The following is a 24,061-nucleotide window of genomic DNA, read 5'->3' on the forward strand; positions in this document are numbered from 1 at the left end:
AGGGCTCAGCGCTTCGTGGGTAGGCGCTCGGTGTCGATGTCCAGGTACTGCCAGAAGTCGTAGCGGAACAAGGGCCGGCGGTAGCCGATCAACCAGGGCTGGGAGATGTCGGAGACCAGGCGATGGACATGGGTCTTCATGGGCATATAGGCCGCCTGAATGCGCTTGGCCTGCAGGAACAGGGCTTCGCGCTCGGGGCCATCAGGCATCAGTTGCAGTCGGTCATAGAGGGCGTCGAACTCGCTGTTCTTGAAGCGCGACAGATTCTGGTTGCCGGCTTGCGGCCCGTAGAGGCGCTGCAGCGCCGGCAGGCCGTCGGGCGCGGCGGCCACCGTGCCCAGGTACCAGAGCATGAGCTTGCCAGCCCGGGCCATCTTCAGCTGTTCCGGCCATTTGCCGTGCAGGAAGCGGACCTTGATGCGCACCGCCTTGAGGTTGCGCTGCCATTGCTCGTCATACTGGCGCGACAAGGCATCGGGCTGGTTGGCCACCTCGATTTCCAGCGGGCTGCCGTCCGGCATGTCGCGCCAGCCATCGCCGTCGCGGTCGACATAGCCATACAGGTCCAGCAGGGCATTGGCGCGCGCCGCGCTGTAGTCGCCGTTGCTGCTCTTGAAGGTCTCGGCGTAGCCGCTGGTGTGGGGCAGCACCATGGACTGCGCGACGATGGCCTGGCCGCGCCGCACGCGCCGGATCTCGCTCTCGACATCGATGGACAGGGCAATCGCGCGCCGCAGCGCGACCTTCTCGGGGCCGTAGCCGCCGACGGTGGGGTCCTCCATATTGAAGTAGGTGAAGGCGCTGTCGGCCGCCAGCACCCGGCTCAGCTTCATACCCTGCTTGGCCAGATTGGGGGCCAGCTTGCCATGCGGAATGGCCACGTTGACGAAGTCGGTGGGCAGGCGTTCGAGAAAGTCATGCTCCCGGTTCAGGAAGGAGAGCCAGCGCGGCTGGCTCTCCTCGATGATGGCGATTTCCACCCGGTCGATCATGGGGATGCGCCGGCCCTTGAAGCGGGCGGCCAAGGCCTGGCCCTCGGCATCGTCGGCATTGGGTTCGGCATCGTAGAAGCGCTCGCGGTAGACGGGGTTCTTCTCCAGCACCATGCGCGAGCTGCGGCGCCATTCCGTGAGCTGGAAGGGCCCGGTGCCGACCGGGTGCTCCATGGTGTCGCGGCCGTACTGCTCGGCCACTTCCCAGGCGACCGCGCCAAACAAGTCGCTGCGCGCCAATTGCTCCAGCAGGCGCGGGCGCCCCTGGTCCAGCTTGATCTGCAAGGTGTAGCGGTCGAGCGCCTGCAGGCCTTCGATGGGCTTTTTGCTCTCAAAGGGCTGCTTGCTGCTCAGCGCCCTTTGGCGCAAGGCGGCCAGGCCGCTGACGCCCCATTCGTCCACCGTGTTCCACATGGGGCTCTTCAGCGCCGGGTCGGCAAAGCGCTTGAAGCTGTAGACGTAATCGGCGGCCACCAACTCGCGCTTCTGGCCCTTGAAAGCGGGGTGATCGGTGAAGTAAATCCCGGGCTGGATCTTGATCGTCCAGGTGCGGAAATCAGCCGAAACCTCGGGCATGGCGGCCGCTGTCAGCGGCTTGACCTTGACCGGGCGGGCCAGGAAGTCGTAGGTGTAGAGCGCCTCAAAGATGTGCGGCGTCACCGTCATCGAGTAGGTGTCGCTGATCTGGGCCGGGTCAAAGCCGGTCTCGGCCACCAGGAAGGCATAACGCAAGACCTTGGCGGCTTCGGCTTTCTGCGCTACTTGGGCCACTTGGCTTGATGGCGCCAAGGGGCTTGCGACGGCTGCGAGGCTCAAGGCCAGGCACGCGGCGCTGGCCAGTTTCAGGGGCCATCTCGTGACCAGGTTGTGCAGCCTCATCAGCGTGGTGCTTTCTCGGTGTCAATGTCCACATACTCCCACCAGTTCAGCCAGAACGGTGGGCGGCGGTAGCCGATCAGCCGGGGCTGGGCCAGATCGGTCAGCAGGCGGTGGCCGCGCGCGCGGTAGGGCGCGTAAGCTGCGGCCACACGCTTGGCCTCGGCAAACACGGCCGCCCGTTCGGGGCCATCGGGCAGGGCATTGGCTTGTTCGTAAAGCTTGTCCATCAGCGGCAGCTTGAAGCGTGCGTAATTGCTGCCGCCGGTGCGCGGGCTGTAGAACAGGCCCAGGGCGTCCTGTCCATCGGGCGCGGCGGCCGAGCTGGCCAAGGACCAGATCTGGAACTTGCCGGCCCGCATGGCCTTGAGGTTCTCCGGCCACTTGGCGGTCTTGAACTCGATGCGCAGGCCGATCTGGGCCATGGCCTTTTGCCAGATCTGGTCGATCTGGCGCTGGAAGCTCTCCGGCGTGCTCAGGCTCTCCAGGCGCAGGGGGCTGCCATCGGGCTGCTCGCGGAAGCCGTCGCCGTCGCGGTCGATGTAGCCGTAGAGGTCCAGCAGGGCGCGGGCACGCGCCGGGTCGTAGTCGCCGCCCTCGCTCTTGAACTGCGGGTCATAGCCGGTGGTGTGCGGCATCAGGATGGACTGCGCACCGATCGCCTGGCCGCGCCGCACGATGCGGATCTCGCGTTCGGTGTCCGTGCCCAAGGCCATGGCGCGGCGCAGGGCCACGCGCTCCGGCTGGTTGCCGCCGATCACCGGGTCCTCGGTGTTGAAGACGGTGAACAGCACGTCCGAGGTCAACACGCGGTAGCCCTGGATGCCGCGTCTGGCCAGGCCCGGTGCCAGCGTGCCGCCGGGCATGGCCTGGTTGATGAAGTCCTCCGGCACCCGGTCGATCAGGTCGAACTGGCCGTTCAGGAAGGACAGCCAGCGCGGCTGGTTCTCTTCGATGATGGACACCTCCACCCGGTCGATCATGGGCAGGCGTCGCCCCTTGAGACGGGCCAGCAAGGCCTGACCCTCGGCGTCGTCGACGCGCGGCTGTGCGTCGTAGTAACGTTCCCGGTAGCCGGGGTTGCGTTCCAACACAATCAGCGAACTGCGCCGCCAGCTGGCCAGGCGGAAGGGCCCCGTGCCCACCGGGTGTTCCATGGAACGCTGCGGGTAGGCCTCGACCACTTCGCGCGCCACGGCGCCGAACAAGCTGCCGTCGGCCAGCAGCTGGTCGAAACGGGGGCGGCTCAGGCCCAGCTTGATCTGCAAGGTGTAGCGGTCCAGGGCCTGCAGGCCTTCGATCGGGCGTTCGTAGTCGAAGGCCTGCTTGCTGCGTGCCAGCTCGGCGCGGTATTCGTTGAGCCCGAGCAAGTGGTTTTCTTCTAGTGCGTCCCAGGCCGGGCTATTGGTCGCGGGGTCGGCGAAGCGCTTGAAGCTGTAGACATAGTCGGCAGCGGTCAGCTCGCGCCGTTGGCCCTTGAAGGCAGGGTCGTCAGCGAAATAGATGCCCGGCTGGATGCGCACAGTCCAGGTCTTGAAATCAGCGCTGACCTCGGGCAGGGCCACCGCGGTCAGCGGTTTGATCCGGGCCGGCCGCGCCAGATGGTCGTAGGTCAGCAGGGACTCGAAGATGTGCTGGGTGATGGTGCGTGAATAGATGTCCTGCACTTTGGCGGGGTCGAAGCCGGTCTCGGCGATGCGAAAGGCGTAGCGCAGCACGCGCGGCGCACCCTCGTTGCTGGCCTCTGGTGTGGCCTGTGCGGGCCCGGCCGCGATGGCCAGCAGCAGGCCTGCGCCGAGCAGTCGCTTGGTCCAGCAGGCCAGGGCCCGCCGCGGCGTCGTGAACAGTGTCATGGCGCCCACCTCAGGACTTCTTGCCGGCCGGCGGCTGGCTGTCCAGGAAGCGCCAAAAGCCTTGCAGGAAGGGGTGGGGCAGATAGCCCTTCAGCCAGGGCTGGGCCAGGCGCAGGCGGATGCGGTGCACATGGGCTTTCATGGGCATGTAGGCGGTCAGCAGGCGCTCGGCCTCTTGAATCAGGGCCAGGCGCTCCGGGCCATCGGCCATGCTTTGGCTGCGCTGCACCAGGCGGTCGTACTCGGGCAGGTTGAAGCGGCTGAGGTTGTCTTCACCCTTGGCCGGGCCGTAGGCGGTGGCCAGCAGGGAGTCGGCGTCCGGCATGTCGGCCGTCCAGCTCAGCATCCAGACCATCAGGCGGCCGGCGCGCGCGGCTTTCATATTGTCCGGCCAGTTGGCGCTCTTGAAATCGACCTGTACATGCAGCGCGGCCATGTGCTTGCGCCAGAGCTCGTTGAAGGCGCGCGAGTTGCTGTCGGGCTGGGTGTGGTACTCCAGGCGCAGGGGGCTGCCATCGGGCAGCTCGCGCCAGCCGTCGCCGTCGCGGTCGATGTAGCCGTACATGTCCAGCAGGGCGCGTGCCTTGGCCAGGTTGTACTCGCTCATCTCGGTCTTGATCTGAGGCTGGTAGCCGAAGGTGTTGGGCGTGATGATGCTTTGTGCCGGAATCGCCTGGCGGCGGCGCACCGAGCGCACTTCCTCTTCGTTGTCATAGCCCAGGCTGATGGCGCGGCGCAGCGCCACCTTCTCGGGCGCATAACCGCCCACCACCGGATCTTCCATATTGAAATAACTGAAGATCACATCGGACAGCAGATTGCGGTACAAACTCATGCCGCGCTTGGCCAGATGGGGCGCCAGCTGGCCGCCCGGTGCGGCCAGGGCCGCGTATTCATTGGGCACGGCCAGGAAGTCGAAGTCACCGCCCAGATAGGCCAGCCAGCGCGGCTGGTTCTCGGTGACGATGGACACCTCGACCCGGTCCACCAGGGGCAGGCGCCGGCCCTTGAGTTCGCGCGCCACGGCCTGGGCGGCCGCGTCATCGGGCGCCGGGCTTTCGTCGAAATAGGCTTCGCGAAAGCCCGGGTTGCGCTCCAGCACCAGTCGCGAGGCGCGCCGCCAGTCCTTGAGCACAAAAGGCCCGGTGCCCACCGGGTGCTCGCCGATGCTGTCGCCGTAGGCCTCCACCACCTCGCGCGCCACGGCCAGGCTCATGACTTGAGCCAAGCGGTGGGCGAAGCGCGGGCTGGGCCGGCCCAGCTTGATGATCAGGGTGTAGCGGTCCGGCGTTTGCAGGCCCTCGACCGGGGCGTCGTAATCGAAGGGTTTGCCGCTCTTGACGCTGCGCTCGCGCAGGCCTGCCAGGCCCAGGATTTGTTCGCTCTCCAGATTGGCGAAATGCGGGCTGCGCAGGCGCGGGTCAAAGTGGCGCTTGAGCGCAAAGGCATAGTCGGCCGCCACCAGTTCGCGCTTTTCTCCCGGTTTCAGACCCTTGAAGGCCGGGTCGGCCGCGAAATGGATACCGGGCTTGATGTGCAGGGTGAACTGTTTGAAGTCGGCGCTGACCTCGGGCAGGGCGGTGGCCGTCAGCGGCTTGAGCTTGACCGGCCGGGCCAGGTAGTCGTAGACCAGGGGCGACTCGAAGATGTTGGAGACGATCTCGCCCGAGTACTCGTCACTGACCTGGGCGGGGTCCAGGCTGGTCTCGGCAATCTGGAAGGCCATGCGCAGCACATGGGCCGATGCCGAGGCCGGCTTGGGCTCCGGGGCGGCCAGCGCAGCGCTGCACCAGAGCAGGCAGGCGGCCAGGGCCAGGGCAGGCCTCAGCGGGCTGGGGTGCCGGCGTCTCCACATCATTCGCGTCTCCTCATTCCTCGCTTGCGTCGTTTTTTGGACATCGCTTGCGTGGCTCTCGGGCGGCGTCAGAGGGGTGGAGGTTTTTGCCGCCGCACCCTTCAGACCACAGCCCCGGCCACACCGCCCGATGCGAACGCATCCTCGGCAAACAAACGCGCCGGCCAGCCTGGGGCTGCGGCGCGTTCGGTGCTGCGGGACGCTGGCGCGGCGCTAGTCGCTGCTACAGCGTTCTGATCTGGGCCGGAGTCTAGTGCCAATGGCGGGGCCCGGCCATGCAGTCGAACCCCAAGGCTGGCTGCTTGAGCAGCCACGCTCGGCTTATTTGTTTTCGCGCAGGAAGCGCTCCTGGTCGATGTCCACATAGTTCCAGAAGGTGCGGACGAAGACGTTGCGCTCGTAGCCGATCACCCAGGGCTGGGCCAGGTCGGTGAAGATGCGGTGGATGTCCATCTTGTAGGGCATGTAGGCAATCATCAGGCGCTGGGCCTCGCGCATCACAGCCTGGCGCTCGGGGCCGTCGGGCAGGGCTTTTTGCTTTTGGTACAGCTCGTTGAAGGCCGGCAGGTCGAAGCGAGCCTTGTTGGCCTTGCCCTTGGCGCGGCCGTCGCCCAGGGCCAGGAAGGTGTCGTTGTCCGGGGTCGAGGCGACCCAGCTGACGCCCCACATCTGCAGCTTGCCGGCATTGGCCGACTTCAGGTTCTCGGGCCATTTGGCCGTCTTGAAGACCATCTTGACCTGCAGTGCGTCCATGCCCTTGTTCCAGAGCTCGACCAGCTGGCGGCTGTCGGTGGTGGGCTGGGTGGCGTATTCGATGCGCAGGGGCGAACCGTCGGGCATGTCGCGCCATCCGTCGCCGTTCTTGTCGACATAGCCGTACAGGTCGAGCAAGCCCTTGGCCTTGGCCAAGTTGAATTCGCTCATCTCCGACTTGAAGGCCGGGTCATAGCCGAACACGCCCGGGATGGACGGGCCTTGCGCGGGAATGCCCTGGCCGCGGCGGGCCAGGCGGATCTGCTTGTTCACGTCCATGGCCAGGGAGATGGCGCGGCGCAGCGCGATCTTCTCCGGCGTGTAGCCGCCCACGGTCGCGTCTTCCATATTGAAGTAGGAGAAGGCGATCTCGGGGTAGACGAAGCGCGTCATTTGCACGCCCTTCTTGGCCAGATTGGGCGCCAGCTTGTTGCCGGGAATGGCCACACCGGCGAATTCGAAGGGCAGCTCGGGCAGCAGTTCGGCCTCGCCGCCGAGGAAGGACAGCCAGCGCGGCTGGGTCTCTTCGATGATGGCGATCTCCACCCGGTCGATCATGGGCAGGCGGCGGCCCTGCAAGGCCTTGACCTGGGCGGCCAGCTCGGGCTTGCCGGCCGGGGGCTGCTCTTTGTAGAACTCCTCGCGGTAGTTCGGGTTCTTCTCGAGCACGATGCGCGAGCTGCGGCGCCATTCGGCCAAGCGCCATGCGCCGGTGCCGACCGGGTGTTCCATGATCTTGTCCGAATAGGCCTCGACCACTTCGCGCGCCACGGCGCCCAGGAAGCCGGAATCGGCGAACTGGTTGATGAAGCGCGGGTCGTTCACGCCCAGCTTGATCTGGAATTTGTAGCGGCTGAGCTGCTGCAGGCCTTCGACCGGGCGGTCGTAGTCAAAGGGCTTCTTGGTTGCCATCAGCTCCTTGCGCAGCTCCGACAGGCCCAGGATCTTGACGTTCTCAAGCAGGTAGAGGTTGGGGCTCTTCCACTGCGGGTCGTAGTGGCGCTTGATGGAATAGATGTAGTCGGCGGCGGTCAGCTCGCGCTTGTTTCCCTTGAAGGCCGGGTCGTCGTTGAAGTAGATGCCGGGCTTCACTTCGAAGGTCAGGGTCTTGAAGTCGGCCGCGATCTCGGGCATGGCCACCAAGGTGTTGGGCACCAGCTTGGCCGGTGAGGCCAGGTACTCGAACTTCAGCGGCGCGTCGAAGATGCCGGCGGCCACGGTCTTGGAATAGGTGTCGGAGATCTGCGCCGGGTCGAAGCCGGTTTCGGCCACGCGGAAGGCATAGCGCAGGACCTTGGGCGCGGCCTTGGCGGCTTCGGCCGCAGCGCTGTCGCCGGCCGACCAGGCCGGAGCGCAGGCGGCCGCCAGGGTCAGCCAGGCCAGGGCGCGCCGGACGGCGCCGCTGCGGGCATGGTGCTGCGTGGGGGTCGGTCCTTGCGGATTGCTCATGGTCATGCTCGGTGATGAATGAAGTTCGCGGGGGGCAGGGCCCAAGAATGCGGCCTGGCGCTGGTGTCTGCCACGTGGCGGGCCCGGCGCGCAAAATCGCGCAGTCTAGGGCCTGACCGGCAGTTCGGCGCTGTCTGGGGTCATGCATATCGTGCATCAGCTCCTGCGATTTTCATTCATGCGCAGGCAAGTCCGTCCAGGTATAGCCCCCTGGCCATGGGGCGCTCAGGGCAAACGCCGTGAAAACCCGTGCCCGCTTCGCTTAGACTCGCGCAACTTTTCCCGCAAACCCCGTCCGCCACCCGCGTGCGGGGTTTCTATTTGTCGAACCGACGACGCGTTAACTGGAGCCCGACAGCAATGGCGGCATATCTGCTCAGACGCCTGTGGCAAATGATTCCGACTCTGCTCGGCGTCGTGCTGCTGGTGTTTTTCCTCTTCAAGTACTTCGGTGGCGACCCCGCCGAAATCATGGGCGGCCTGAACGCCAGCCCCGAGCAGATCAATGCGATCCGCGAACAGCTGGGCCTGAACAAACCGGTCTGGGAACAGCTCTGGATCTTCATCAAGCAGATCGTCACCTTCGACTGGGGCAAGAGCTGGGCGACCAATGAATCGGTCGCCAATCTGTTTGCCAGCCGTTTGCCGGCGACGCTGACGGTGATGCTGCCCATCCTGATTCTGGAAGTCTCGCTGGCGATTCCCTTCGCCCTGGCCGTGGCCGCCGTGCGCGGCAGCCTGACCGACCGCACGGTCATGATCCTGAGCACCGTGGCGGTGTCGATCTCGCTGCTGGTCTATGTGATCGTGGGCCAGTATGTGTTCGCCTTCCGCCTGGGCTGGTTCCCGGTGCAGGGCTGGACCGACAGTGTCTGGACCAATCTGACCACCTACGCGCCCCTGCCCATCATGGTGGCCGTGGCGGTGGCGATTGCGCCCTACACGCGCCTCTACCGCACCTTCTTCCTCGACGAGATCGGCCATGACTATGTGCGCACCGCGCGCGCCAAGGGCATGACCGAGCGCACCATCCTGCTCAAGCATGTGCTGCGCAACGCCATGATCCCCATCATGACCAACATCTCGGTGGCCCTGCCCGGCGTCTTCGTCGGCAGCTTCCTGCTTGAGGTGTTCTTCTCCATCCCCGGTCTGGGCCGCGAGATCCTGCTGGCGGTGAACCGCAGCGACTATCCCGTCATCCAGGCTTTCGCCATCTACATCGCCTTCCTGACCATGGTGGTGAACCTGATCACCGACGTGCTCTACAAGCTGGTCGACCCGCGCGTGGTGCTGAAATGAAAATCAAGAATTCTCCAGTTTCATTCCGCTTCGGAGATGCGAAATGAGTGCAGTCATGTCTTCTCCGACCCCCTCCGCCGGCAACCCCAAGGCGCAGAAATCTGAAGGCGTGTGGGCCGCTTCCTGGCGCCGCATGAAGGCCGACAAGGTGGGCATGGTGTCCATGGCCATCGTCGCGTTCTTCCTGCTGATGGTGATCGCCTCGGCCAGTGGCCTGCTGGCCAAGGACTGGCAGAAGGAAGTGGGCGTGCCCAATGCGCCGCCGACCTTCATGGGCCCGGCTCCGGCCGAGGCCAGCGGCGTGATCGCCCAGCCCAAGGGCCCCAATGTCGACCTCAGCGACATCGACCCGCTGGCGCCCAAGTACAAGGAATGGGAAGAGCGCGCCAGTAAGTTCAAGACCGAGGATGTGGTCAAGGCCGAGACCCTGCCCCTGGGCGGCGACCGCCTGGGCCGCGATGTGTTGGCCAAGGTGATCAAGGGCGCGGAAGTGTCCATCCTGGTGGGCGTATTGGCGGCCGTGGTGGCCACCATCATCGGCACCGTGCTGGGCGCGATCTCGGGCTTCTTCGGCGGCAAGATCGGCGACTTCCTCGAGTGGCTCTACAACGTCTTCACCGCCATCCCCAGCATCCTCTTGATCTTTGCCTTCGCGGTGATCTTCGGCAAGGGCGTGCTCTCGGTGGTGATGATTCTGGGTCTGGCCGGCTGGCCCGGCATCTACCGCCTGATCCGTGCCGAGTTCATGAAGCACTCGGTGCGCGAATATGTGCGCTCGGCCGAGGCCATCGGCGCCTCACGCTACTCGCGCATGTTCAAGCACATCCTGCCCAATGTCTCGCATGTGGCCCTGGTGCAGCTGAGCCTGCATGTGGTGAGCTTCATCAAGAGCGAGGTCATCCTGTCCTATCTGGGCCTGGGTGTGGGCGTGGACCAGGTCTCCTGGGGCACCATGCTGAGCGAATCGCAGAGCGAGCTGATCCTCGGCTACTGGTGGCAGCTGGTCTCCGTGACCGCCCTGATGGCGGTGTTCGTGACGGCGTTTGCGCTGTTCACCGACGCCCTGCGCGATGCGCTGGACCCGAAATTGCGCGGCCTGGAGTGATCTAAAAAATGCTGCTTTCAATTCAAGACCTCAAGGTCGCCTTCCGCATGGGCAAGGTGAACGGCCAGATGCAACGCGCGCTGGCCGTCAAGGGCATCAGCTTCGACATCCCCGAGAACTCGACCGTGGCCCTGGTGGGTGAGTCGGGCTCGGGCAAGTCGGTGACGGCCATGTCCATCCTTAACCTGCTGCCCAGCAATGCCGAGCGTCAGGGCAAGATCCTGTTCCAGGGCCGAGACCTGCTGCAGACTTCGCTGCCCGAGCTGCAAGCCATCCGCGGCCGCGACATCGCCTGCGTGTTCCAGGACCCCATGACCTCCTTGAACCCGGTCTTCACCGTGGCCGACCAGATCATGGAGCCCTTGATCAAGCACATGGGCATGAGCAAGAAGCAGGCCCTGGTGCGTGCCGAGGAGTTGCTCAACGAAGTGGGCATCCCCGAGCCCAAGCGCCGCCTCAAGGCCTACCCGCACGAGATGTCCGGCGGCCAGCAGCAGCGCGTGATGATTGCCGTGGCCCTCGCTTGCAGTCCCAAGCTGCTGATTGCCGACGAGCCGACCACGGCGCTCGATGTGACCATTCAGCGCCAGGTCATGGAGCTGATGGCCAAGCTCAAAGAGACGCACAAGATGAGCCTCTTGTTCATCTCGCACGATCTGGGCGTGGTCGGTGAGATCTCCGACCAGGTGGTGGTGATGCGCCATGGCGAGATCCGCGAGAAGGCCCCCGTGGCCGAGATCTTCAGCGCCCCCAAGGACAGCTACACCAAGGCCTTGCTGGCCTGCCGCCCCTCCTTGACCGAGAACCCTGCGCGCCTGATGGTCATCGACGACCACATTGCTGCGCAGAAGGGCGAGGCCCGCGTGCAAGCTCTGGGCAAGGCCAAGGACCCGAACGCACCGGTCATTCTGGAAGCGCGCGGCCTGCAGAAGAGCTTCTTCTTCAAGGCCGGCCTGTTCAGCAAGAAGGAGTTCAAGGCGGTCAAGAACGTCAGCTTCAAGCTGCGCAAGGGCTACACCCTGGGCGTGGTCGGCGAGTCCGGTTCGGGCAAGACCACCATGGGCCTGACCCTGCTGCGCCTGCATGAGCCCAGCGGCGGCGAAGTGCTGTTCGAGGGCAAGGACCTGCTCAAGATGAGCGGCAATGACTGGCAGAAGATGCGCCGTCGCATCCAGGTCGTGTTCCAGAACCCGTATGCTTCACTGAACCCGCGCTTCACCATCGGCCAGACCTTGGTCGAGCCGATGGAGATTCACAAGATCGGTAAGGACCATGAGGACCGCCTGGCCCGCGCCAGCGCCCTGCTCAAGAAGGTGGGCCTGGATGACACCGTGCTGAACAAATACCCGCACGAGTTCTCGGGCGGCCAGCGTCAGCGCATCGCCATCGCCCGCTGCCTGACCCTCAACCCCGAGGTCTTGGTGCTGGACGAAGCCGTGTCGGCGCTGGACGTGTCGGTGCAAGCCCAGGTGCTCAATCTGCTCAAGGATCTGCAGGACGAGTTTGGCCTCAGCTATGTCTTCATCAGCCATGACCTGGCGGTGGTGAAGTTCATCTCCGACGAGGTGCTGGTGATGCAGAACGGCGATGTGGTCGAGCAGAGCGAGACCCAGGCTTTGTTGGCCTCTCCCAAGCAGGAGTACACCCGCAAGCTGCTCGGCGCGGTGCCGCGCGGCTACCAGGGCGAGGTGCCCGCAGCAGCGGCTGCCTGAGGGTTGAGCCCGCGTTACGCGGGCTTGGGCGGCGAATGAACGCTTGGTACTCGCGTGATGGCACACGCCAAGGGGTCAGCTTCAATTTCAGTTGAGCCTGACCCCAGCTTGGGGGTTCAGCCGGCGCGGCCGCGGCGAATCAGGGTCCAGGCGGCGGGCAGGGCCAGCCAGAATCCCGAGGCCGGCATCAGCAGCACGCCCAGCACGCTGAGCAGCAGCACGCCCCAGCCCAGGCGAGTCATAGCCACCGCGTCGCCCAGGCGTTCCAAGGGTGTGATGGCCAGGGCCAGCACCGCCAGCAGCAGGCCGAACAGCAGGAACCAGGCCGTGGCTGCGGCCACCGGGTCCTGGCCCACGCTGTTGAAGACACCGCGCTCCACCAGGGTCAGCAGGGGCTGGCGCAGCAGCAGGAAAGCGACGCCGGTGTGCAGCGCGGCCACGGCCATCAGCCAATGGCCGACCCAGGCGCGCGAGGTGGGTGCGGTGAGAGCAGACGCAGAAGACATGGGGTTCATGGGGGTTTCCTTTCAAGAAGCAGGGGGACCGCTCAGGCGTGAATCCAGGCGTTCTGCGTGCGCACGCGAGCGCCCAGGTCGCGCAGCATTTGCAGCAGGCCCAGATAGGCGCGGTCGAAATAGGGCAGCTCGGCGGCCATGGTGTGCAGATGGCCGACGGCGGTGCGTTGGTATTCGGCACTCGTTCGTGGCGGCGGCGGGTGAAGGCCGAAGTCGAACAGCTCTTGTGTGAAGGGCCGCAGCTGCCAGTCGAGAATCCCTTGCAGCGCCGGCAGCAGCTCCTGGCAAAAGGCCGCGTGGCCGAGCTCGGGCTGGAGCAGGCCCAGGCCCAGATAGGCTTGATGCAGAGCCGCCGTGTCGCAGGGCCGGCGCAGCAGGGCGCACCAAGCCGCGCGCAAGTGTTGGCAGAAGGCAGGGCTCAGGCGGCGGGTGCAGCCAAAGTCCAGCAGGCCCAGCTGCCCGTTTGGCATGAAGAGGCTGTTGCCGGGATGCGGGTCGGCCTGCAGGCGCTGCAGCTCGAAGACGCTGCGCAGGAAGAGGTCGAACAGCAGCTGCCCGTAGCGGTCGCGCTCGGCCTGGCTGGGCCCGGTGGCCAGCCATTCCTTCAGATGCAAGCCCGGCAAGCGCTCCATGGTCAGCACGCGCCGGCTGCTCAGCGCCGCCACCGGCTGAGGCAGGCGAAGCGCCGGCTGCGCCGCCAACTGCTCGCCAAACCAGCGCAGCTGCTCGGCCTCGTGCAGATAGTCCAGCTCCTCGGCGAGCGTGGCTTCGATGTCCTTCAGCAAGCTGTCCAGCACCGCCGCTCGCGGCAAGGCCTGGCTCGGCCCCAGCGTGCTCAGCAGCAGGCGCAAGAGCTGCATATCGCTGTGGATGGATGCGGCCATGCCCGGGTACTGGAGTTTGACGGCCAGCTCGCGGCCGTCGGCCAGCGTTGCCCCATGCACCTGGCCCAGGCTGGCGGCCGCGAAAGCCTGCGTTTCAAAGCTCGCGAACAAGGTCTCGGGCCCGGCGCCGAACTCCTGGCGCACGAGCTTGATCACCAGGGCCCGGTTCAGCGGCGTGACCTGGTACTGCGCCTTGGTCAGCTCCAGTCGCAAGCCCTCGGGCAGCAGGTCCAGCTCCATGCTCAGCAGCTGGGCGGCTTTCAGCGCCGTGCCTTTGAGCTGATTCAGGGCGCCGAACAGGATGCGACCCAGCTGGGCCTCATGTGCGTGCTGAGCCAGTTGGGCAGATTCACTGCCGGGGGTCAGGTCTTGCCCCCGGGCCTGCAGTCGGCGGCTCAGCTGCGCCATGCCGGCGCGCGCCACCGCCTTGCCGGCAATCGCCGTCCGCGCCAACCGGCCGGTGCGCGGTGGCTTGCTGTTCATGGGCAGCGTGGCGCCTGAGCCAGCAGGCGCGGCACGATCAGCCGGTGTACCGGCCCCACCACGCTCATGTACAGCCGCCCCAGCGCCTGCTTCTCATGGACGACGGTGCTGAGCCAGAGCTGGCCCTCGGCCTTGTAGAGCGAGACCTGCACACGCAGGTGGCGGTCGTCGTCGCCAAGGATCAGCTCCTTGGGGTGCAATTCGTTCAGACGGAAGATGCCGACTCGGTCGCCCACCCGGTAGGCCTCGGCTGGCTTGCTCGGCTCGTGCGGGCTCAGGCTGCCCAGGTCCTTCAGGCCCACCAGGCGGACCGCGCGGTTGCGCAGTGCCATCAAGCCGTGCATCCAGTCCGGCGTGTTCGCCACCAGGGCCAAGTAGCTTTGCATGGGGCTGAGCTCTGGGTGGGGGTCGGCCAGGCAGTAGCTGTCGGCGAAGTCGGCGCCTGCCAATGTTCGGGCGATCCGGCTTGCGGCCGGCAGCGCCGTGGCCTGCACGCGCGGCCTCATCGCAGCTGCTCCCAGACTTGCTTCAGGCCGATCAGATGGACGATGCCGTAGCCGAGGCAGACCAGAGAACTCCAGAGCAGAAACGGCGTCACGCGCTCCGGCGCGAGGGCCTGCAGAGGAAGGATGGCCAGGCCGCGCAGGCAGTAGATGGCCGTGATCAGGCACAGTGCCAGTTTGGGCCAGGGCAGTTGCAGGCTCAGCGCGCCACTGGCCGCGAGCGCGTAGAGCGCCCACAGGCCCAGCACCATGGCGATGCCGCTGGTCAAGAGCGGCGGCCACCAATGCCCCGCTTCGCTCAGGCGCGCCATGTGTTCGCCGGCACCGAAGAAGCGGTACCAAGGCGCGCCGCCGAACACGATCAGCACATGGAGCAGGGCCGCGACACCGCTGAGGCTGGCGGCCAGCAGCAGCCAGACATTGAGATCGCCGAGCATGCTTCTCATCGCCCGGCTCCTGCGCTCAGGCCGCGTTTGGCCAGGGCCAGCAGTTCCAGCAGGCCGCCACCCTGCGGTTGCAGCAGGCGCGCCAGCTGGCTGCGCAGCATGAAGCCGCCCAGATCGAGCAGCTTGTTGATCACGCCGCTCTGCAGGGCCAGGACCAGCACGCCCAGGCTCAGGTCGATCAGCTGGCTGGTGTTGCCGAACTCTTCCGAATCGTCGCGCAGCCAGTAGGCGACGAGGCCGTAGACGGCATCGGCCAGCAGGCCGCCCAGGCTGGGTTTGAAGGCACAGGGCGCGATCTCGCCGGCCGCCTCGGCCTGCTCCAGCATGGCGATGAAAGCCTGGCGCAACAGCTCCTTGCCCGGCAAGGTCTGGCTGAGCAGCAGCATGGGCGCGCCTTGGATCAGGCGGTGGGCGATGGCCACGAACTCGCGGTCGGCCAGCAGCAGCTCCAGCAGGCTGTCCAGCAGCAGCTGCAGGCGTTCCTGCAGGCCGAAATCCTGCTGGCCGCGGGTCTTCTGCATCAGGGCGATCGCGTCGCCCGCCTGCTGCTCGAAATAGGCCAGCACCAGCTTTTCTTTGCTGGGGAAGTACTTGTAGATGGTCGCGTCGCCCAGCTCAGCGGCCCGGGCGATCTCTTTCATGGTCGTGCCTTCAAAGCCCTGGCGACTCATCAGGTCCACGGCCACGCGCAAGAGCAGGCGCCGGGTTTTGTCTTGCTGGGTTTTGCTGATGCGCATGTTTAATGAATACCAACTATCGTTTGTTGGCAATTTATCGCGATTTATTGTGTAGTGCAACAGATTTCGGCTGAACGGCTCCTTGGGTGACTTTGTCGCTGCGGCGCCCGCCTCAGGCCTGTGCCGCTGGTCATGGGTGTTTTGGCGCGCCAGCCTGAGGCCCGCGCCGTCGCGGTGCGTGCGGCGGCGCTTCGTGGAGTTCCCTGGCGCCCTTCGCTGCGAATGCGCACAGTGCGGCCAGCCACACGGCCCGCCCTAACCCGCCAGGCCGACAGGCACATGTTCAACCTCACCCAAGCTCTCGCTCGCCATGAATCCTGCACGCACCCACCTTCTCCAAGCCAAGGCCGCCTGGGCCTTCGCCATGCTGGCCGCAGCCGGCTTCGGCGCTCAGGCCGCGGAGCCCTCACCCAGCGAGGGCTTGCATGGCTTGATCGGCGTCGGCGCCGTCTACAGCCCGACCTATGTCGGTGCCAAAGAGAGCCGCAGCCATGCCGTCTTGCTGCCCGATCTGCGCTACCGCAAGGGCGCCTTCGAGGCCTCGACGATGGGTGGCCTGCGCTACTGGGCGGTCGAGCGGCCTGACTTTCAATTCGCACTGACCCTTGGCGCAGATGCCGGCCGCGAGGACCACAAGGTCAAGGGCTTTCTGGGCCAGAGCGGCAGCGACCGCCTGCGCGGCATGGGCAAGATCAAGGCCAGCGGCGAGCTGGGTGTGGCCGGCAGCTGGAGCGGCCTGGGCCTGCCTCTGAACTTCGAGCTCAAGACGGCGCTGGGCAAGAAGGGCCATGGCGGCACGCTCGGCAGCATCGGTAGCAGCCTGCCCCTGCTGGCCAGCGGCCCGCTGGAAGTGGGCGTCGAGGCCTCGCTGGGCTTTGCTGACAAGCGCTACCTGCAGTCTTACTACGGCGTCACTGCGGCTCAGGCCGCGGCCACCTCGTTCAAGGAGTTCCACCCCAAAGCTGGCCTCTATGGTGCCGACCTGGGCTTGTCGGCCCGCTACAAGCTCAGTGAATCCATGAGCCTGATGGCCAACGCCAGCTACCACCGCGTGCTCGGCGATGCGGCCAAGAGCCCCGTGGTTGAGCGCAAGGGCGCGCCCACCGTGCTGCTGGGCCTGGGCTACACCTTCTAAGCCTGAGGATCAGCGGCTGCCACGCAGCAGGGCGCGGGTGGTTTGCTCCTGCTCGTTGTAGCGCTGCTGCGCGCTCAGCGGCTTGATCTTGCCCGCTTGCAGGGCGGCCTGGTCAAGGTTGGCGCCCCAGGTAGCGCCGGCTCGCAGCGCCTGCGGTGCGGCCAGGCCGGCGCTGAAGTTGGCGGGCAGCCAGGGCATGAGCTCTTTCAGCACCAGATCGAGTCGCGGCCGGATGGCCGCCTCGCCGATGCGGCCGCGCTGGCCCCAGCTGACCAGCAGATCGGCGCTGTTGCCGCCGGAGCTCAGCTTGTTGGTGACGGCGTAATCGCGCCACACGCCCAGGCGCAGCTGCATCAGGGCCTCTTCGATCAGCATGGCCGTGTCTTCGCGCGAGAAGTTGGCGCCGCTGGCGATGGAGTAGCTGTAGTCGTCGTTGACGCGGTCCTGGCTGAAGAAGCGCACCACATCCTCGGGCTGGTAGGCGATCTGGGTGGCCGTGGGCGTGTCGCCATAGGACAGCACCCGCGCCAGGCCGCGCATCTCCAGCGAGAAGAAGGGGTAGCGCTGGTTCAGCTGCTCCGAGGCGGTCTGGGCCGGCACGGCCTCATAGACCCGGCTGCTGCTGCCCAGCAAGCCGGCGTGCACGCGCGGAGGCAGGAAGTCGGCTGCGTGGCTGAGCTCGTGGTACAGCAGGGAGCCCAGCGCGTTCTGCACATCCTCGAGGCTGCGCGAGGCGCGCTTGGCCACGGCCAGGCTGGTGATGGCGTGGCGGTTGTCCTTCACATAACGCCAGGGGCTGGCGTAGTTGAGTGCGCTGCCGTTGTCGCTGCGCGGGTCGGGGGTTTCGCTGACCGTGTCGCGCTGCTCGGGCGTCAGCCAGAGGTTGGCGGCGTCCAGGTAGATGGCGCCGGTGGCGCTCCAGTAGAAAGCCGGCCGCACCCGGCCGCCGATCACCACCGCCGTCACCGAGGCCAGCATGCGGCGGAAGTCGCCGTGCGTGTCCTGTTCGCGCAGAAAGCGCTCGAAGTTCGCGCCCATCCAGTCGTTGGACACCAGCACGCGGTCCATGATCTCGTCCACCGTCGGCGTGCCGTTGCTGCTGCTGGCGCTGCCCAGCAAGGGCAGCTTGCTCAGGGTGCAAAGGTTGTTGGGGTTGCTGGAGCTCAGGCCCGGGTGGTAGATGCATTCGCTCAAGGCGGCGGCCCGGGTGCTGCTGGCCTTGTAGGGGTAGACACGGCTGGGCGTCTCGTTGCTGGCGAACAGCGGGTTGGCGGGCAGGGGCGGCAGGGCTTGCACCAGCAGGCTGAACTCGCCGCTGGCGCTGCGGCCGTCGCCAAGGTCAGCACTGGCGCGCAGGCGCAGCAGGCTGTCGCTGCTGCTGGCCGGCGCCGTGGCCAGCAGGCGAGCACCGCTGGCGCCGCCCAGATCCAGGCTTGGCCCTTCCAGCTGTTCCCAACGCCATGTGGCCTTGGCCAGGTCCGCCTCGCTCAGGCCTGGCAGCCAGGCGCGCAGCGAGAACTTGCCGCCCGCATGCACGCTGGGCTCGCCGCGCAGGACCGCACGCAGGGCTGCAGGGTTGGTGTCGGCCGCGACCGTCAGCGGCAGGCTGGCGCTGAAGCTGCGGCCCAGCTCATCTTGGTAGCTGAGCTCGAAGCGATGGCTGCCGGCCGCGGCCGGCTCCAGAGTGATGGACTGGGAGCGCGCCGACAGGGCGCTCAAGGTCGTGCCTTCCTTTTGTTCCCAGCGCAGCTGGCTCAGGCGGTGGCCGGCGCAGGCGAGCAGGCTGAGTTCCTGGTTGCGGCCCGCCTGCAGCGCGGCCGGTTGTACCAGGCGCGCCACTGAATTGCTCTGGCACTGGCTGCTCAGCGCCGGCACCTCGGCCGCGGGCGGAGGCGGCGTCACCGGGCTGTCGCTGCCACCGCCCCCGCCACCGCAGGCGCTCAGCAAGACAAGGCTGGACCAGGCGGCGCTGCAAACGAGGCGGCGGCGGATCTTGAAGGTGTTCATGGCCTAGCGGCTCCCTGTTGGAAATGCCGGGGGGTCACGGCCGTGCGCTGCTCGCGCCGCGCGCCCGGCCCCCCATGTCAAACTGGCGCGATGTTACAAGCGACCGCCCGCCGCCTGGGCGCCTTCAGCGGGCCCTTCCGCCTCTTGCTGATCAGTGATTCCCTGATGCTGCTGTCGCTGATGGTCGGCCATGTCGCCGTGCCCTGGTGGGTGGCCAGCGAGGGCGGCGCCGCTCATCTGGCCATCTTCGCCGCCAGCATGGCCGGGGCCTCCTTCATCGCCTTGCCCCTGCTCTCGCCCATGGGCGACCGGGTGGACAAGAAACTCCTGATCTCGGGCGGTCTGGCCTTGATGGCGATTGAAGGCTTGGTGCTGGCTGGGCTGGCCCAGGCCGGCATCTATCACCTGGGCTGGATCATGGCGCTGGAGCTGTGCGCCGTGGTGGCCATGGCGGCCATCATGCCGGCCTCCTTCAGCATCGTCGCCGAGCTCTTGCCTGCCAGCCAGTTGACCGAAGGCCTGGGCTTGCAGAAAAGCGCGCAGGCCATCGGTCGCTTGATGGGGCCGGCTCTGGGCGGCGCGGTGCTGGCCCTGGCCGGCACGGCAGCGGCGCTCTGGCTGCATGCGGTCTTGCTGGCGCTGGCGGCGGCCCTGGCTTTGCGCATCAAGGCAGCCACGCCTGCGCCAGGTGCCAGCGAGCGCCATTGGCTGCAGGACCTGCGCGCCGGCCTGGCGGCCAAATGGAAAATGCCGCTGGAGCGCGGCTGGACCTTCGTCTCTTTCCTGGTGATGATTTTCTTCAGCCCGGGCATCGGCATGCTGGTGCCTTTGAAAGTCCAGTCCCTTGGCCTGTCCGGCGCCTGGTTGGGCGTGTGTGAAGCGGGGCTGTCGGCCGGCATGCTGCTGGGCTCGCTGGGCGGCTCGGTCTGGGTGGCGCAGCGCATCGGGCGCTTCAATGCCAGCGTCTGGGCCATCTTGATCGAAGGCATCAGCATGCTCGGTATCGGCCTGACCCATCAGCCGCTGCTGATCGTGCTTGGTTTTGCCGTGTTCGGCGCCTGCATTGCCACCGTGCAGATGGTCGGTCATACCCACCGCATGCTGGCCATCCCGCAGGCCTACCGCTCACGCATGACGGCGGTGAACATGATGGTGATGCAGGTTTCCGGCGTTCTGGGGCCAGGTCTTGCCGGTGTGGCCCTGCTGCAGATCGGCGTCGACTGGATCTACGCTGTCTTCGGTCTGGGCCTGTTCCTGGTCGGTCTGGGCTATCGCTGGGTGCCGGGCTACCGCGATTTCCTCAACCTGCCGCATGAGCAGGCCGAGGGCCTGTATGCCCGGCAGCACCCAAGTTTGTTTCGCTGAGTTCAGCTCTTGGACGCCGGCAGTGTGCTCATGATGAGTTCGCTGCTGCTGTTGTCGCTGACACGCAGCGACTGCTGATCCTGTTGTTGATGATGCTGCTGCAGCGCGGCCGGTTCGGCCTGGCTCAAGGCCAGCACGGCGGAAGCGGCGACGGCGCCCAGGGCGGTCAACAAGGTGGTCAGAAGGCTGGTGTTGCGGGTGTCCATGATGCATAACTCCTTGGGTGTGAGGGGGCTCCTCTGTTTCGATGTTTGAAGTGTCGGCATTGCGGCCGCGGCTCGCCAGCCTTAGGCGATGAGTTGCGGCTTTGGCCGCGCGAATCGCCGGCGGCCGCGACGAAAGGTGGCCTCCTCCTTAGAAGTCCCGAGGACAGAAGCGCGGCCAGACCCTATGGTCTGCGGTGCGCCCGGGGCTTGTCATCGGCCTGTCGTGCGCAGCCACCAACCTCGCTTTTTTTCAGGGAGCGCGCATGCCAGCCAGCCGCCAGGACACCCAGTTGCAGGGCATCACCGATCTGTGCCTGCTCACACCGATCAAGCCCGGCTTCGTTAACGCCTTCGAGACCATTACCCACCTCGACCGTTTGCGCCGCGTGCTCAAGACGCTGAACGCCTTGCGCCAGTCGGCGCGCGAGTCGAGCGAGACGCCCGAGCTGTTCACCGATGTGGTCAGCCGCTTCCGCATCGTCCATTCCTTCCGCTGGGCCATCGTCGAGCCGCGCCCGGGCATCGATGCCGAAGGCACGCCGCACAAATTCCTGCTCAATGTCTGTTTCGACGGCGGCTGGGAACCCTATATGCGCGTCATCTGGGATGACCTGGGCAGCATGCTGGATCTGATGCTCTGCCACTGCGAGGGCTACCGCCTCTCGCGCGAGACCTCGTTCGAGCGCTACATCGAATGGGTGCGGGCCAACGAGTTCTCGGCCGACTTCCTCTACCTGGAATCGGGCCGTAGCTGTGGCGACCACGACTACCTGGCCGAGCTGGAGCGCCAGGGCCGCCTGCATCCCGAGGGCGGTGATCTGGCCGTGACCCGGCTGCGCCGGCCGCTGCCGGGCGAGAGCAAGCCCCTGCCCAGCGACCCGCGTGCGGCTTTCGACATGGCGGTGCGCGGCCTGCCGGCGCTGGCGGCGCTGTACTCGCTGGAGCGCTACTTCCTGCCGAGCGCGCCGGATGGGTATTGCCTGCTGCGCGCCAGCCGCGATGTGCTGTTCGAGCTGCGCGGCCTGGACACCCTGCAGCGCTTCCCCCTGCTGCCGCCCACGCCCGAGCAGGCCCAGGCCAACCCGCTCTTGGCCGCCGGCTATGCCTTGCGCGCCACGCATTACAAGATGCTCGCCTGGTTCGAGACCGTGCCGCCGCAGCCCGAGGTCAAGCCGCGCGCCCTGGCCTACCGTGATGCCGACATCCAGGGCGGCATGCTCAGCGCCTACCCCGATCTGGTCGGTGGCGCCCTGGTGCTGCTGCGCGTGACCCATCGCAGCCAGGCGGTGGCCTGGCTCAGCCAGCAGTTCAAACCCAGCAGCGAGGCCCAGACCCTGCTCGGTGAAGCCCCGGTCGGCGGCTTCTACCGCAATGTCGCCCTGAGCCTGGCCGGGCTGCGCGCCCTGGGCGTGCCGGCCTCGCGCCTGGCGCGCTTCCCGCAGGCCTTCCAGGAGGGCATGGAGTCGCGTGCCGGCGTGCTCGGCGATCTGCGCCACAACCACCCGCGCTACTGGAAGCTGCCCGAGCGCAACTGGCCGCGCGGCGCGGCCGAGCGCGCCAGCCCGGCGGCGCGTGTGGACCTCAATACCGTGCACCTGGTGGTGCAGCTGCGTTTCGGTGCCGGTATGAACGCAGCCACGGTGGATGCCGAGATCGCCAGCCTGGAGCGCGACAGCGGCCTGCAGGTGCTGGCCGTGCAGGACATGCGCCGCAATTCCGACCCGAGCAGCGGCGCCACGCGCGAGAGCTTCGGTTTCGTCGACGGCATCAGCCAACCCCAGGTGGACCCGCAGCGCGCCGGCGGCCCGCTGGCCAACCCGCCCACGGCCCCGGGCAAGCTCTGGTCGGACGCGGTGCCGCGCGGCGAGGTGGTGCTGGGCTTCCCCACGTCGCGCGACCGCCATGCCGTGCCCGAGAAGGCCGATGCCCTGCTCGACCTGGGCAGCTTCCTGGTCGTGCGTAAGCTGCGCCAGCATGTCGGCCGCCTGCAGCGCCGCGTGCAGGAGCAGGCCCAGATCCACGGCCTGGACCCGCAGCGCGTGCTGGCCAAGATGATGGGCCGCAGCCTGGATGGCGAGCCCCTGGCCGCGCCCGGCAGCGGCGCCAGCAATGGCTTCACCTACCAGCAGGATTCAGCGGGCAGCGCCTGCCCCTTCCACGCCCACATCCGCCGCGTCAACCCGCGCGAGGGTGCGGTGCCGCGCGTGCTGCGCCGGGGCATGTCTTACGGCCCGGTCTATACCGGCAGCCCGGCGCAGCCGGCCAGGGAGGACGATGAGAAGGATCAGGACCGCGGTCTGATCTTCATGGCCTACAACGCCCATCTGGCCGAGCAGTTCGAAACCCTGCAGCGCTGGATCGCCGGTGGCAATGCCAGCGGTGGCCTGGCCGAGCAGGCCGACCCCTTTCTGGCCGTGGCCACCCAGGGCAAGCCGCGCATCTATCGCTTTGAGGAGCAGACCGAAGCCGGTCCCCGCAGCGTGCACCTGGACCTGGGCGAACAGCCTTTTGTCGAGCTGCAATGGGGCGCTTACTTCTTCGCGCCCTCCCTGCCCGCCCTGCGCCATCTTCCGGCCTTGGTGGAGCAGCCCCTGCCGGCCGCCGCCCTGGCGCCGCAGCGCGCGCCGGCTTTGGACAACGCTTCCGCCTGGCAGCAATGGATGGAAGACCCCAGCAGCCGCGACGCCGCCTGGGCGTACGTGCGGGCCCAGCCCGGTGGCGTGCTGCGCACTGCCTACGGCGTGCTGGTCGGCGAGGCCTCGGCCGTGCTCGAAGTCTTCCGCGACACCCAGCAGCGCTACTCGGTGCGCGGCTATGGCGAGCGCATGCAGCGCTCCATCGGCCTGGGCTACCTCGGCATGGACGAGGACAGCGGCCACCGCGAACAGGCGCCAGCCATCAATACGGCGATTGAGAGCATCAGCGAGCCCGAAGCCTTTGCCGCCAGCTACCGCGTGGCGCGCGCCTACCTGGCCGCGCTGAAAGAGGGCAACCAGAAGCTGGGCCAGCGCGAGGCCTTGCTGGACACTGAGAAGCTCTCCGAGGTGGTGCTGGACAAGCTCTGCACCGTCTGGTTCGGCCTGCCCAATGATCAACAGATGCTGGGCACCGGCTATGTGCCCGGTGCGGCCAACAGCGCGCCGCGCTGCCCGCGCGACTTCTTCGCCGTGTCGCGCTATGTCTTCGGCCCGCAGCCCGGCCCGGTGGTCGAGCAGGTGGCCAGCGCCAAGGGCCAGGGCCTGCAACGCGCCGTGCGCGAGTGGCTGGAGACCAACCCCGCCTTGCCGGCCATCAGCCAGGCCATCAAGGACTCGCTGAGCGAAGCTTCCAAGCTGGACCCCGACATCATTCCGCGCACCCTGGCCGGCATCATGCTCGGCTTCCCGCCCACCGTGCATGGCAACCAGGTCTCCAGCCTGGCTGCCTGGGTGGTGAGCAAGAAACTCTGGGATCTGCAGCAGGATTGGCTGGGCGGCGCGCCCGCGGCTGCCGATCAGGTCTACGCGCGCGCCGTGGCCACCCTGCGGCCCACCCTGCTTGCCACCATGATGCGTCAGCCGGTACCCGCCGCCGTCTGGCGCCGCGCCCGCGTGACGCACCGTCTGCGCGGTGTCGAGGTGCAAGAGGGCGACAAGATCATCGTCGGCATCGTCTCCTGCGCCGCCCAGAACCCGGGTGACCACACCATCATGTTCGGCGGCGACCGCTACGACGCCGTCGACCCCGCGCCCCTGCACGCCTGCCCTGGCTACGCCATGGCCGTGGGCGTGATGCTCGGTGTCGCTGTCGGCCTGCTGGAAGCCGGCGTGCTGCGGGCGACGCCGTCGCCGACGGTGTTGGCGGTGCAGCTGGGTTGAGATCGCGCGGATTGGGGTCCCTCAGCGTC

At 66.9% G+C, this 24,061-nt stretch carries 17 protein-coding genes; 6 read left to right on the forward strand and 11 right to left on the reverse strand.

The annotated features are described in order from the left end of the window. Window positions 1-5 precede the first annotated feature (5 nt). The 4 genes from ACQY39_RS04255 to ACQY39_RS04270 form a co-directional block, all read right to left on the reverse strand. On the reverse strand, window positions 6-1,871 hold the full coding sequence (locus ACQY39_RS04255; protein ID WP_428503709.1) for an ABC transporter substrate-binding protein: 1,866 nt from the start codon (window positions 1,869-1,871) through the stop codon (window positions 6-8). Beyond that, window positions 1,871-3,721, reverse strand: a complete 1,851-nt coding sequence (locus ACQY39_RS04260) for an ABC transporter substrate-binding protein (RefSeq protein ID WP_428503711.1) — start codon at window positions 3,719-3,721, stop codon at window positions 1,871-1,873. Before ACQY39_RS04260 ends, ACQY39_RS04255 begins: the two co-directional genes overlap by 1 nt. A 10-nt stretch (window positions 3,722-3,731) precedes the next feature. Next, window positions 3,732-5,579 carry an ABC transporter substrate-binding protein gene (locus ACQY39_RS04265; RefSeq protein WP_428503713.1) on the reverse strand — a complete coding sequence of 616 codons (1,848 nt, stop codon included), beginning with the start codon at window positions 5,577-5,579 and terminating at the stop codon, window positions 3,732-3,734. Window positions 5,580-5,897: 318 nt separating this feature from the next. Continuing rightward, entirely contained in the window at window positions 5,898-7,778 is a 1,881-nt protein-coding gene (locus ACQY39_RS04270; RefSeq protein ID WP_428503715.1) for an ABC transporter substrate-binding protein, read from the reverse strand. A gap of 360 nt (window positions 7,779-8,138) precedes the next feature. Here ACQY39_RS04270 and ACQY39_RS04275 point away from each other — a divergent pair, with 360 nt between their 5' ends. Genes ACQY39_RS04275 through ACQY39_RS04285 form a run of 3 tightly spaced genes read left to right on the forward strand, consistent with a single transcriptional unit; the run spans window position 8,139 to window position 11,894 of the window. Beyond that, window positions 8,139-9,077: an ABC transporter permease gene (locus ACQY39_RS04275; protein ID WP_263561678.1), complete on the forward strand. Its 939-nt coding sequence runs from the start codon at window positions 8,139-8,141 to the stop codon at window positions 9,075-9,077. A 55-nt stretch (window positions 9,078-9,132) separates the two neighbouring features. Beyond that, complete coding sequence (locus tag ACQY39_RS04280) at window positions 9,133-10,182, forward strand: ABC transporter permease (RefSeq protein WP_428503717.1); 1,050 nt, start codon at window positions 9,133-9,135, stop codon at window positions 10,180-10,182. Between the two features lie 8 nt (window positions 10,183-10,190). After that, window positions 10,191-11,894 carry an ABC transporter ATP-binding protein gene (locus ACQY39_RS04285; protein WP_428503719.1) on the forward strand — a complete coding sequence of 568 codons (1,704 nt, stop codon included), beginning with the start codon at window positions 10,191-10,193 and terminating at the stop codon, window positions 11,892-11,894. A 116-nt stretch (window positions 11,895-12,010) separates the two neighbouring features. On the opposite strand, the gene ACQY39_RS04290 is transcribed toward ACQY39_RS04285, so the two are convergent. The 5 genes from ACQY39_RS04290 to ACQY39_RS04310 are packed head-to-tail and all read right to left on the reverse strand — an operon-like array spanning window position 12,011 to window position 15,462. Continuing rightward, on the reverse strand, window positions 12,011-12,409 hold the full coding sequence (locus ACQY39_RS04290; protein WP_428503721.1) for a DUF6463 family protein: 399 nt from the start codon (window positions 12,407-12,409) through the stop codon (window positions 12,011-12,013). 32 nt (window positions 12,410-12,441) lie between these two features. Then, the gene (locus tag ACQY39_RS04295; protein WP_428503723.1) at window positions 12,442-13,776 is read right to left on the reverse strand and encodes an ABC1 kinase family protein; all 1,335 of its coding nucleotides are present in this window, start codon (window positions 13,774-13,776) and stop codon (window positions 12,442-12,444) included. Then, window positions 13,773-14,282, reverse strand: a complete 510-nt coding sequence (locus ACQY39_RS04300) for a DUF2867 domain-containing protein (RefSeq protein ID WP_428503725.1) — start codon at window positions 14,280-14,282, stop codon at window positions 13,773-13,775. The genes ACQY39_RS04295 and ACQY39_RS04300 overlap by 4 nt, the downstream gene beginning before the upstream one ends. Beyond that, window positions 14,279-14,725, reverse strand: coding sequence for a hypothetical protein (locus ACQY39_RS04305; RefSeq protein WP_428503727.1), 447 nt, complete (start codon window positions 14,723-14,725; stop codon window positions 14,279-14,281). The genes ACQY39_RS04300 and ACQY39_RS04305 overlap by 4 nt, the downstream gene beginning before the upstream one ends. After that, window positions 14,722-15,462: a TetR family transcriptional regulator gene (locus ACQY39_RS04310; protein ID WP_428503729.1), complete on the reverse strand. Its 741-nt coding sequence runs from the start codon at window positions 15,460-15,462 to the stop codon at window positions 14,722-14,724. Before ACQY39_RS04310 ends, ACQY39_RS04305 begins: the two co-directional genes overlap by 4 nt. A gap of 310 nt (window positions 15,463-15,772) precedes the next feature. Here ACQY39_RS04310 and ACQY39_RS04315 point away from each other — a divergent pair, with 310 nt between their 5' ends. Then, window positions 15,773-16,597 (forward strand): MipA/OmpV family protein, encoded by an 825-nt coding sequence (locus ACQY39_RS04315; RefSeq protein WP_428503731.1) that lies wholly within the window; start codon window positions 15,773-15,775, stop codon window positions 16,595-16,597. A 9-nt stretch (window positions 16,598-16,606) separates the two neighbouring features. On the opposite strand, the gene ACQY39_RS04320 is transcribed toward ACQY39_RS04315, so the two are convergent. Continuing rightward, complete coding sequence (locus ACQY39_RS04320; protein WP_428503733.1) at window positions 16,607-18,604, reverse strand: hypothetical protein; 1,998 nt, start codon at window positions 18,602-18,604, stop codon at window positions 16,607-16,609. A gap of 90 nt (window positions 18,605-18,694) precedes the next feature. Between ACQY39_RS04320 and ACQY39_RS04325 the strand changes: the two genes are divergently transcribed. Continuing rightward, a complete protein-coding gene (locus ACQY39_RS04325; RefSeq protein ID WP_428503735.1) occupies window positions 18,695-19,969 on the forward strand; it encodes an MFS transporter in 1,275 nt (424 codons plus the stop codon). Between the two features lie 2 nt (window positions 19,970-19,971). Here ACQY39_RS04325 and ACQY39_RS04330 read toward each other — a convergent pair whose 3' ends face one another. Further along, a complete protein-coding gene (locus tag ACQY39_RS04330; RefSeq protein ID WP_428503737.1) occupies window positions 19,972-20,175 on the reverse strand; it encodes a hypothetical protein in 204 nt (67 codons plus the stop codon). A 263-nt stretch (window positions 20,176-20,438) separates the two neighbouring features. On the opposite strand from ACQY39_RS04330, the gene ACQY39_RS04335 reads away from it, so the two are divergent. Further along, complete coding sequence (locus ACQY39_RS04335) at window positions 20,439-24,032, forward strand: Dyp-type peroxidase (protein ID WP_428503739.1); 3,594 nt, start codon at window positions 20,439-20,441, stop codon at window positions 24,030-24,032. Window positions 24,033-24,061: the final 29 nt, after the last annotated feature.

Source organism: Roseateles sp. (genome assembly GCF_965262435.1).
Classification (GTDB): domain Bacteria; phylum Pseudomonadota; class Gammaproteobacteria; order Burkholderiales; family Burkholderiaceae_C; genus Paucibacter_A.

What these genes read in the sequence shown, in the direction of transcription:
- ACQY39_RS04275 (WP_263561678.1), top strand. Translation starts at nt 8,139, where the DNA reads ATGGCGGCATATCTGCTCAGACGCCTGTGGCAAATGATTCCGACTCTG.
- ACQY39_RS04310 (WP_428503729.1), bottom strand. Translation starts at nt 15,462, where the DNA reads ATGCGCATCAGCAAAACCCAGCAAGACAAAACCCGGCGCCTGCTCTTG.
- ACQY39_RS04300 (WP_428503725.1), bottom strand. Translation starts at nt 14,282, where the DNA reads ATGAGGCCGCGCGTGCAGGCCACGGCGCTGCCGGCCGCAAGCCGGATC.
- ACQY39_RS04285 (WP_428503719.1), top strand. Translation starts at nt 10,191, where the DNA reads ATGCTGCTTTCAATTCAAGACCTCAAGGTCGCCTTCCGCATGGGCAAG.
- ACQY39_RS04305 (WP_428503727.1), bottom strand. Translation starts at nt 14,725, where the DNA reads ATGAGAAGCATGCTCGGCGATCTCAATGTCTGGCTGCTGCTGGCCGCC.
- ACQY39_RS04295 (WP_428503723.1), bottom strand. Translation starts at nt 13,776, where the DNA reads ATGAACAGCAAGCCACCGCGCACCGGCCGGTTGGCGCGGACGGCGATT.
- ACQY39_RS04280 (WP_428503717.1), top strand. Translation starts at nt 9,133, where the DNA reads ATGTCTTCTCCGACCCCCTCCGCCGGCAACCCCAAGGCGCAGAAATCT.
- ACQY39_RS04290 (WP_428503721.1), bottom strand. Translation starts at nt 12,409, where the DNA reads ATGAACCCCATGTCTTCTGCGTCTGCTCTCACCGCACCCACCTCGCGC.
- ACQY39_RS04320 (WP_428503733.1), bottom strand. Translation starts at nt 18,604, where the DNA reads ATGAACACCTTCAAGATCCGCCGCCGCCTCGTTTGCAGCGCCGCCTGG.
- ACQY39_RS04335 (WP_428503739.1), top strand. Translation starts at nt 20,439, where the DNA reads ATGCCAGCCAGCCGCCAGGACACCCAGTTGCAGGGCATCACCGATCTG.
- ACQY39_RS04270 (WP_428503715.1), bottom strand. Translation starts at nt 7,778, where the DNA reads ATGAGCAATCCGCAAGGACCGACCCCCACGCAGCACCATGCCCGCAGC.
- ACQY39_RS04265 (WP_428503713.1), bottom strand. Translation starts at nt 5,579, where the DNA reads ATGATGTGGAGACGCCGGCACCCCAGCCCGCTGAGGCCTGCCCTGGCC.
- ACQY39_RS04260 (WP_428503711.1), bottom strand. Translation starts at nt 3,721, where the DNA reads ATGACACTGTTCACGACGCCGCGGCGGGCCCTGGCCTGCTGGACCAAG.
- ACQY39_RS04325 (WP_428503735.1), top strand. Translation starts at nt 18,695, where the DNA reads ATGTTACAAGCGACCGCCCGCCGCCTGGGCGCCTTCAGCGGGCCCTTC.
- ACQY39_RS04315 (WP_428503731.1), top strand. Translation starts at nt 15,773, where the DNA reads ATGAATCCTGCACGCACCCACCTTCTCCAAGCCAAGGCCGCCTGGGCC.
- ACQY39_RS04330 (WP_428503737.1), bottom strand. Translation starts at nt 20,175, where the DNA reads ATGGACACCCGCAACACCAGCCTTCTGACCACCTTGTTGACCGCCCTG.
- ACQY39_RS04255 (WP_428503709.1), bottom strand. Translation starts at nt 1,871, where the DNA reads ATGAGGCTGCACAACCTGGTCACGAGATGGCCCCTGAAACTGGCCAGC.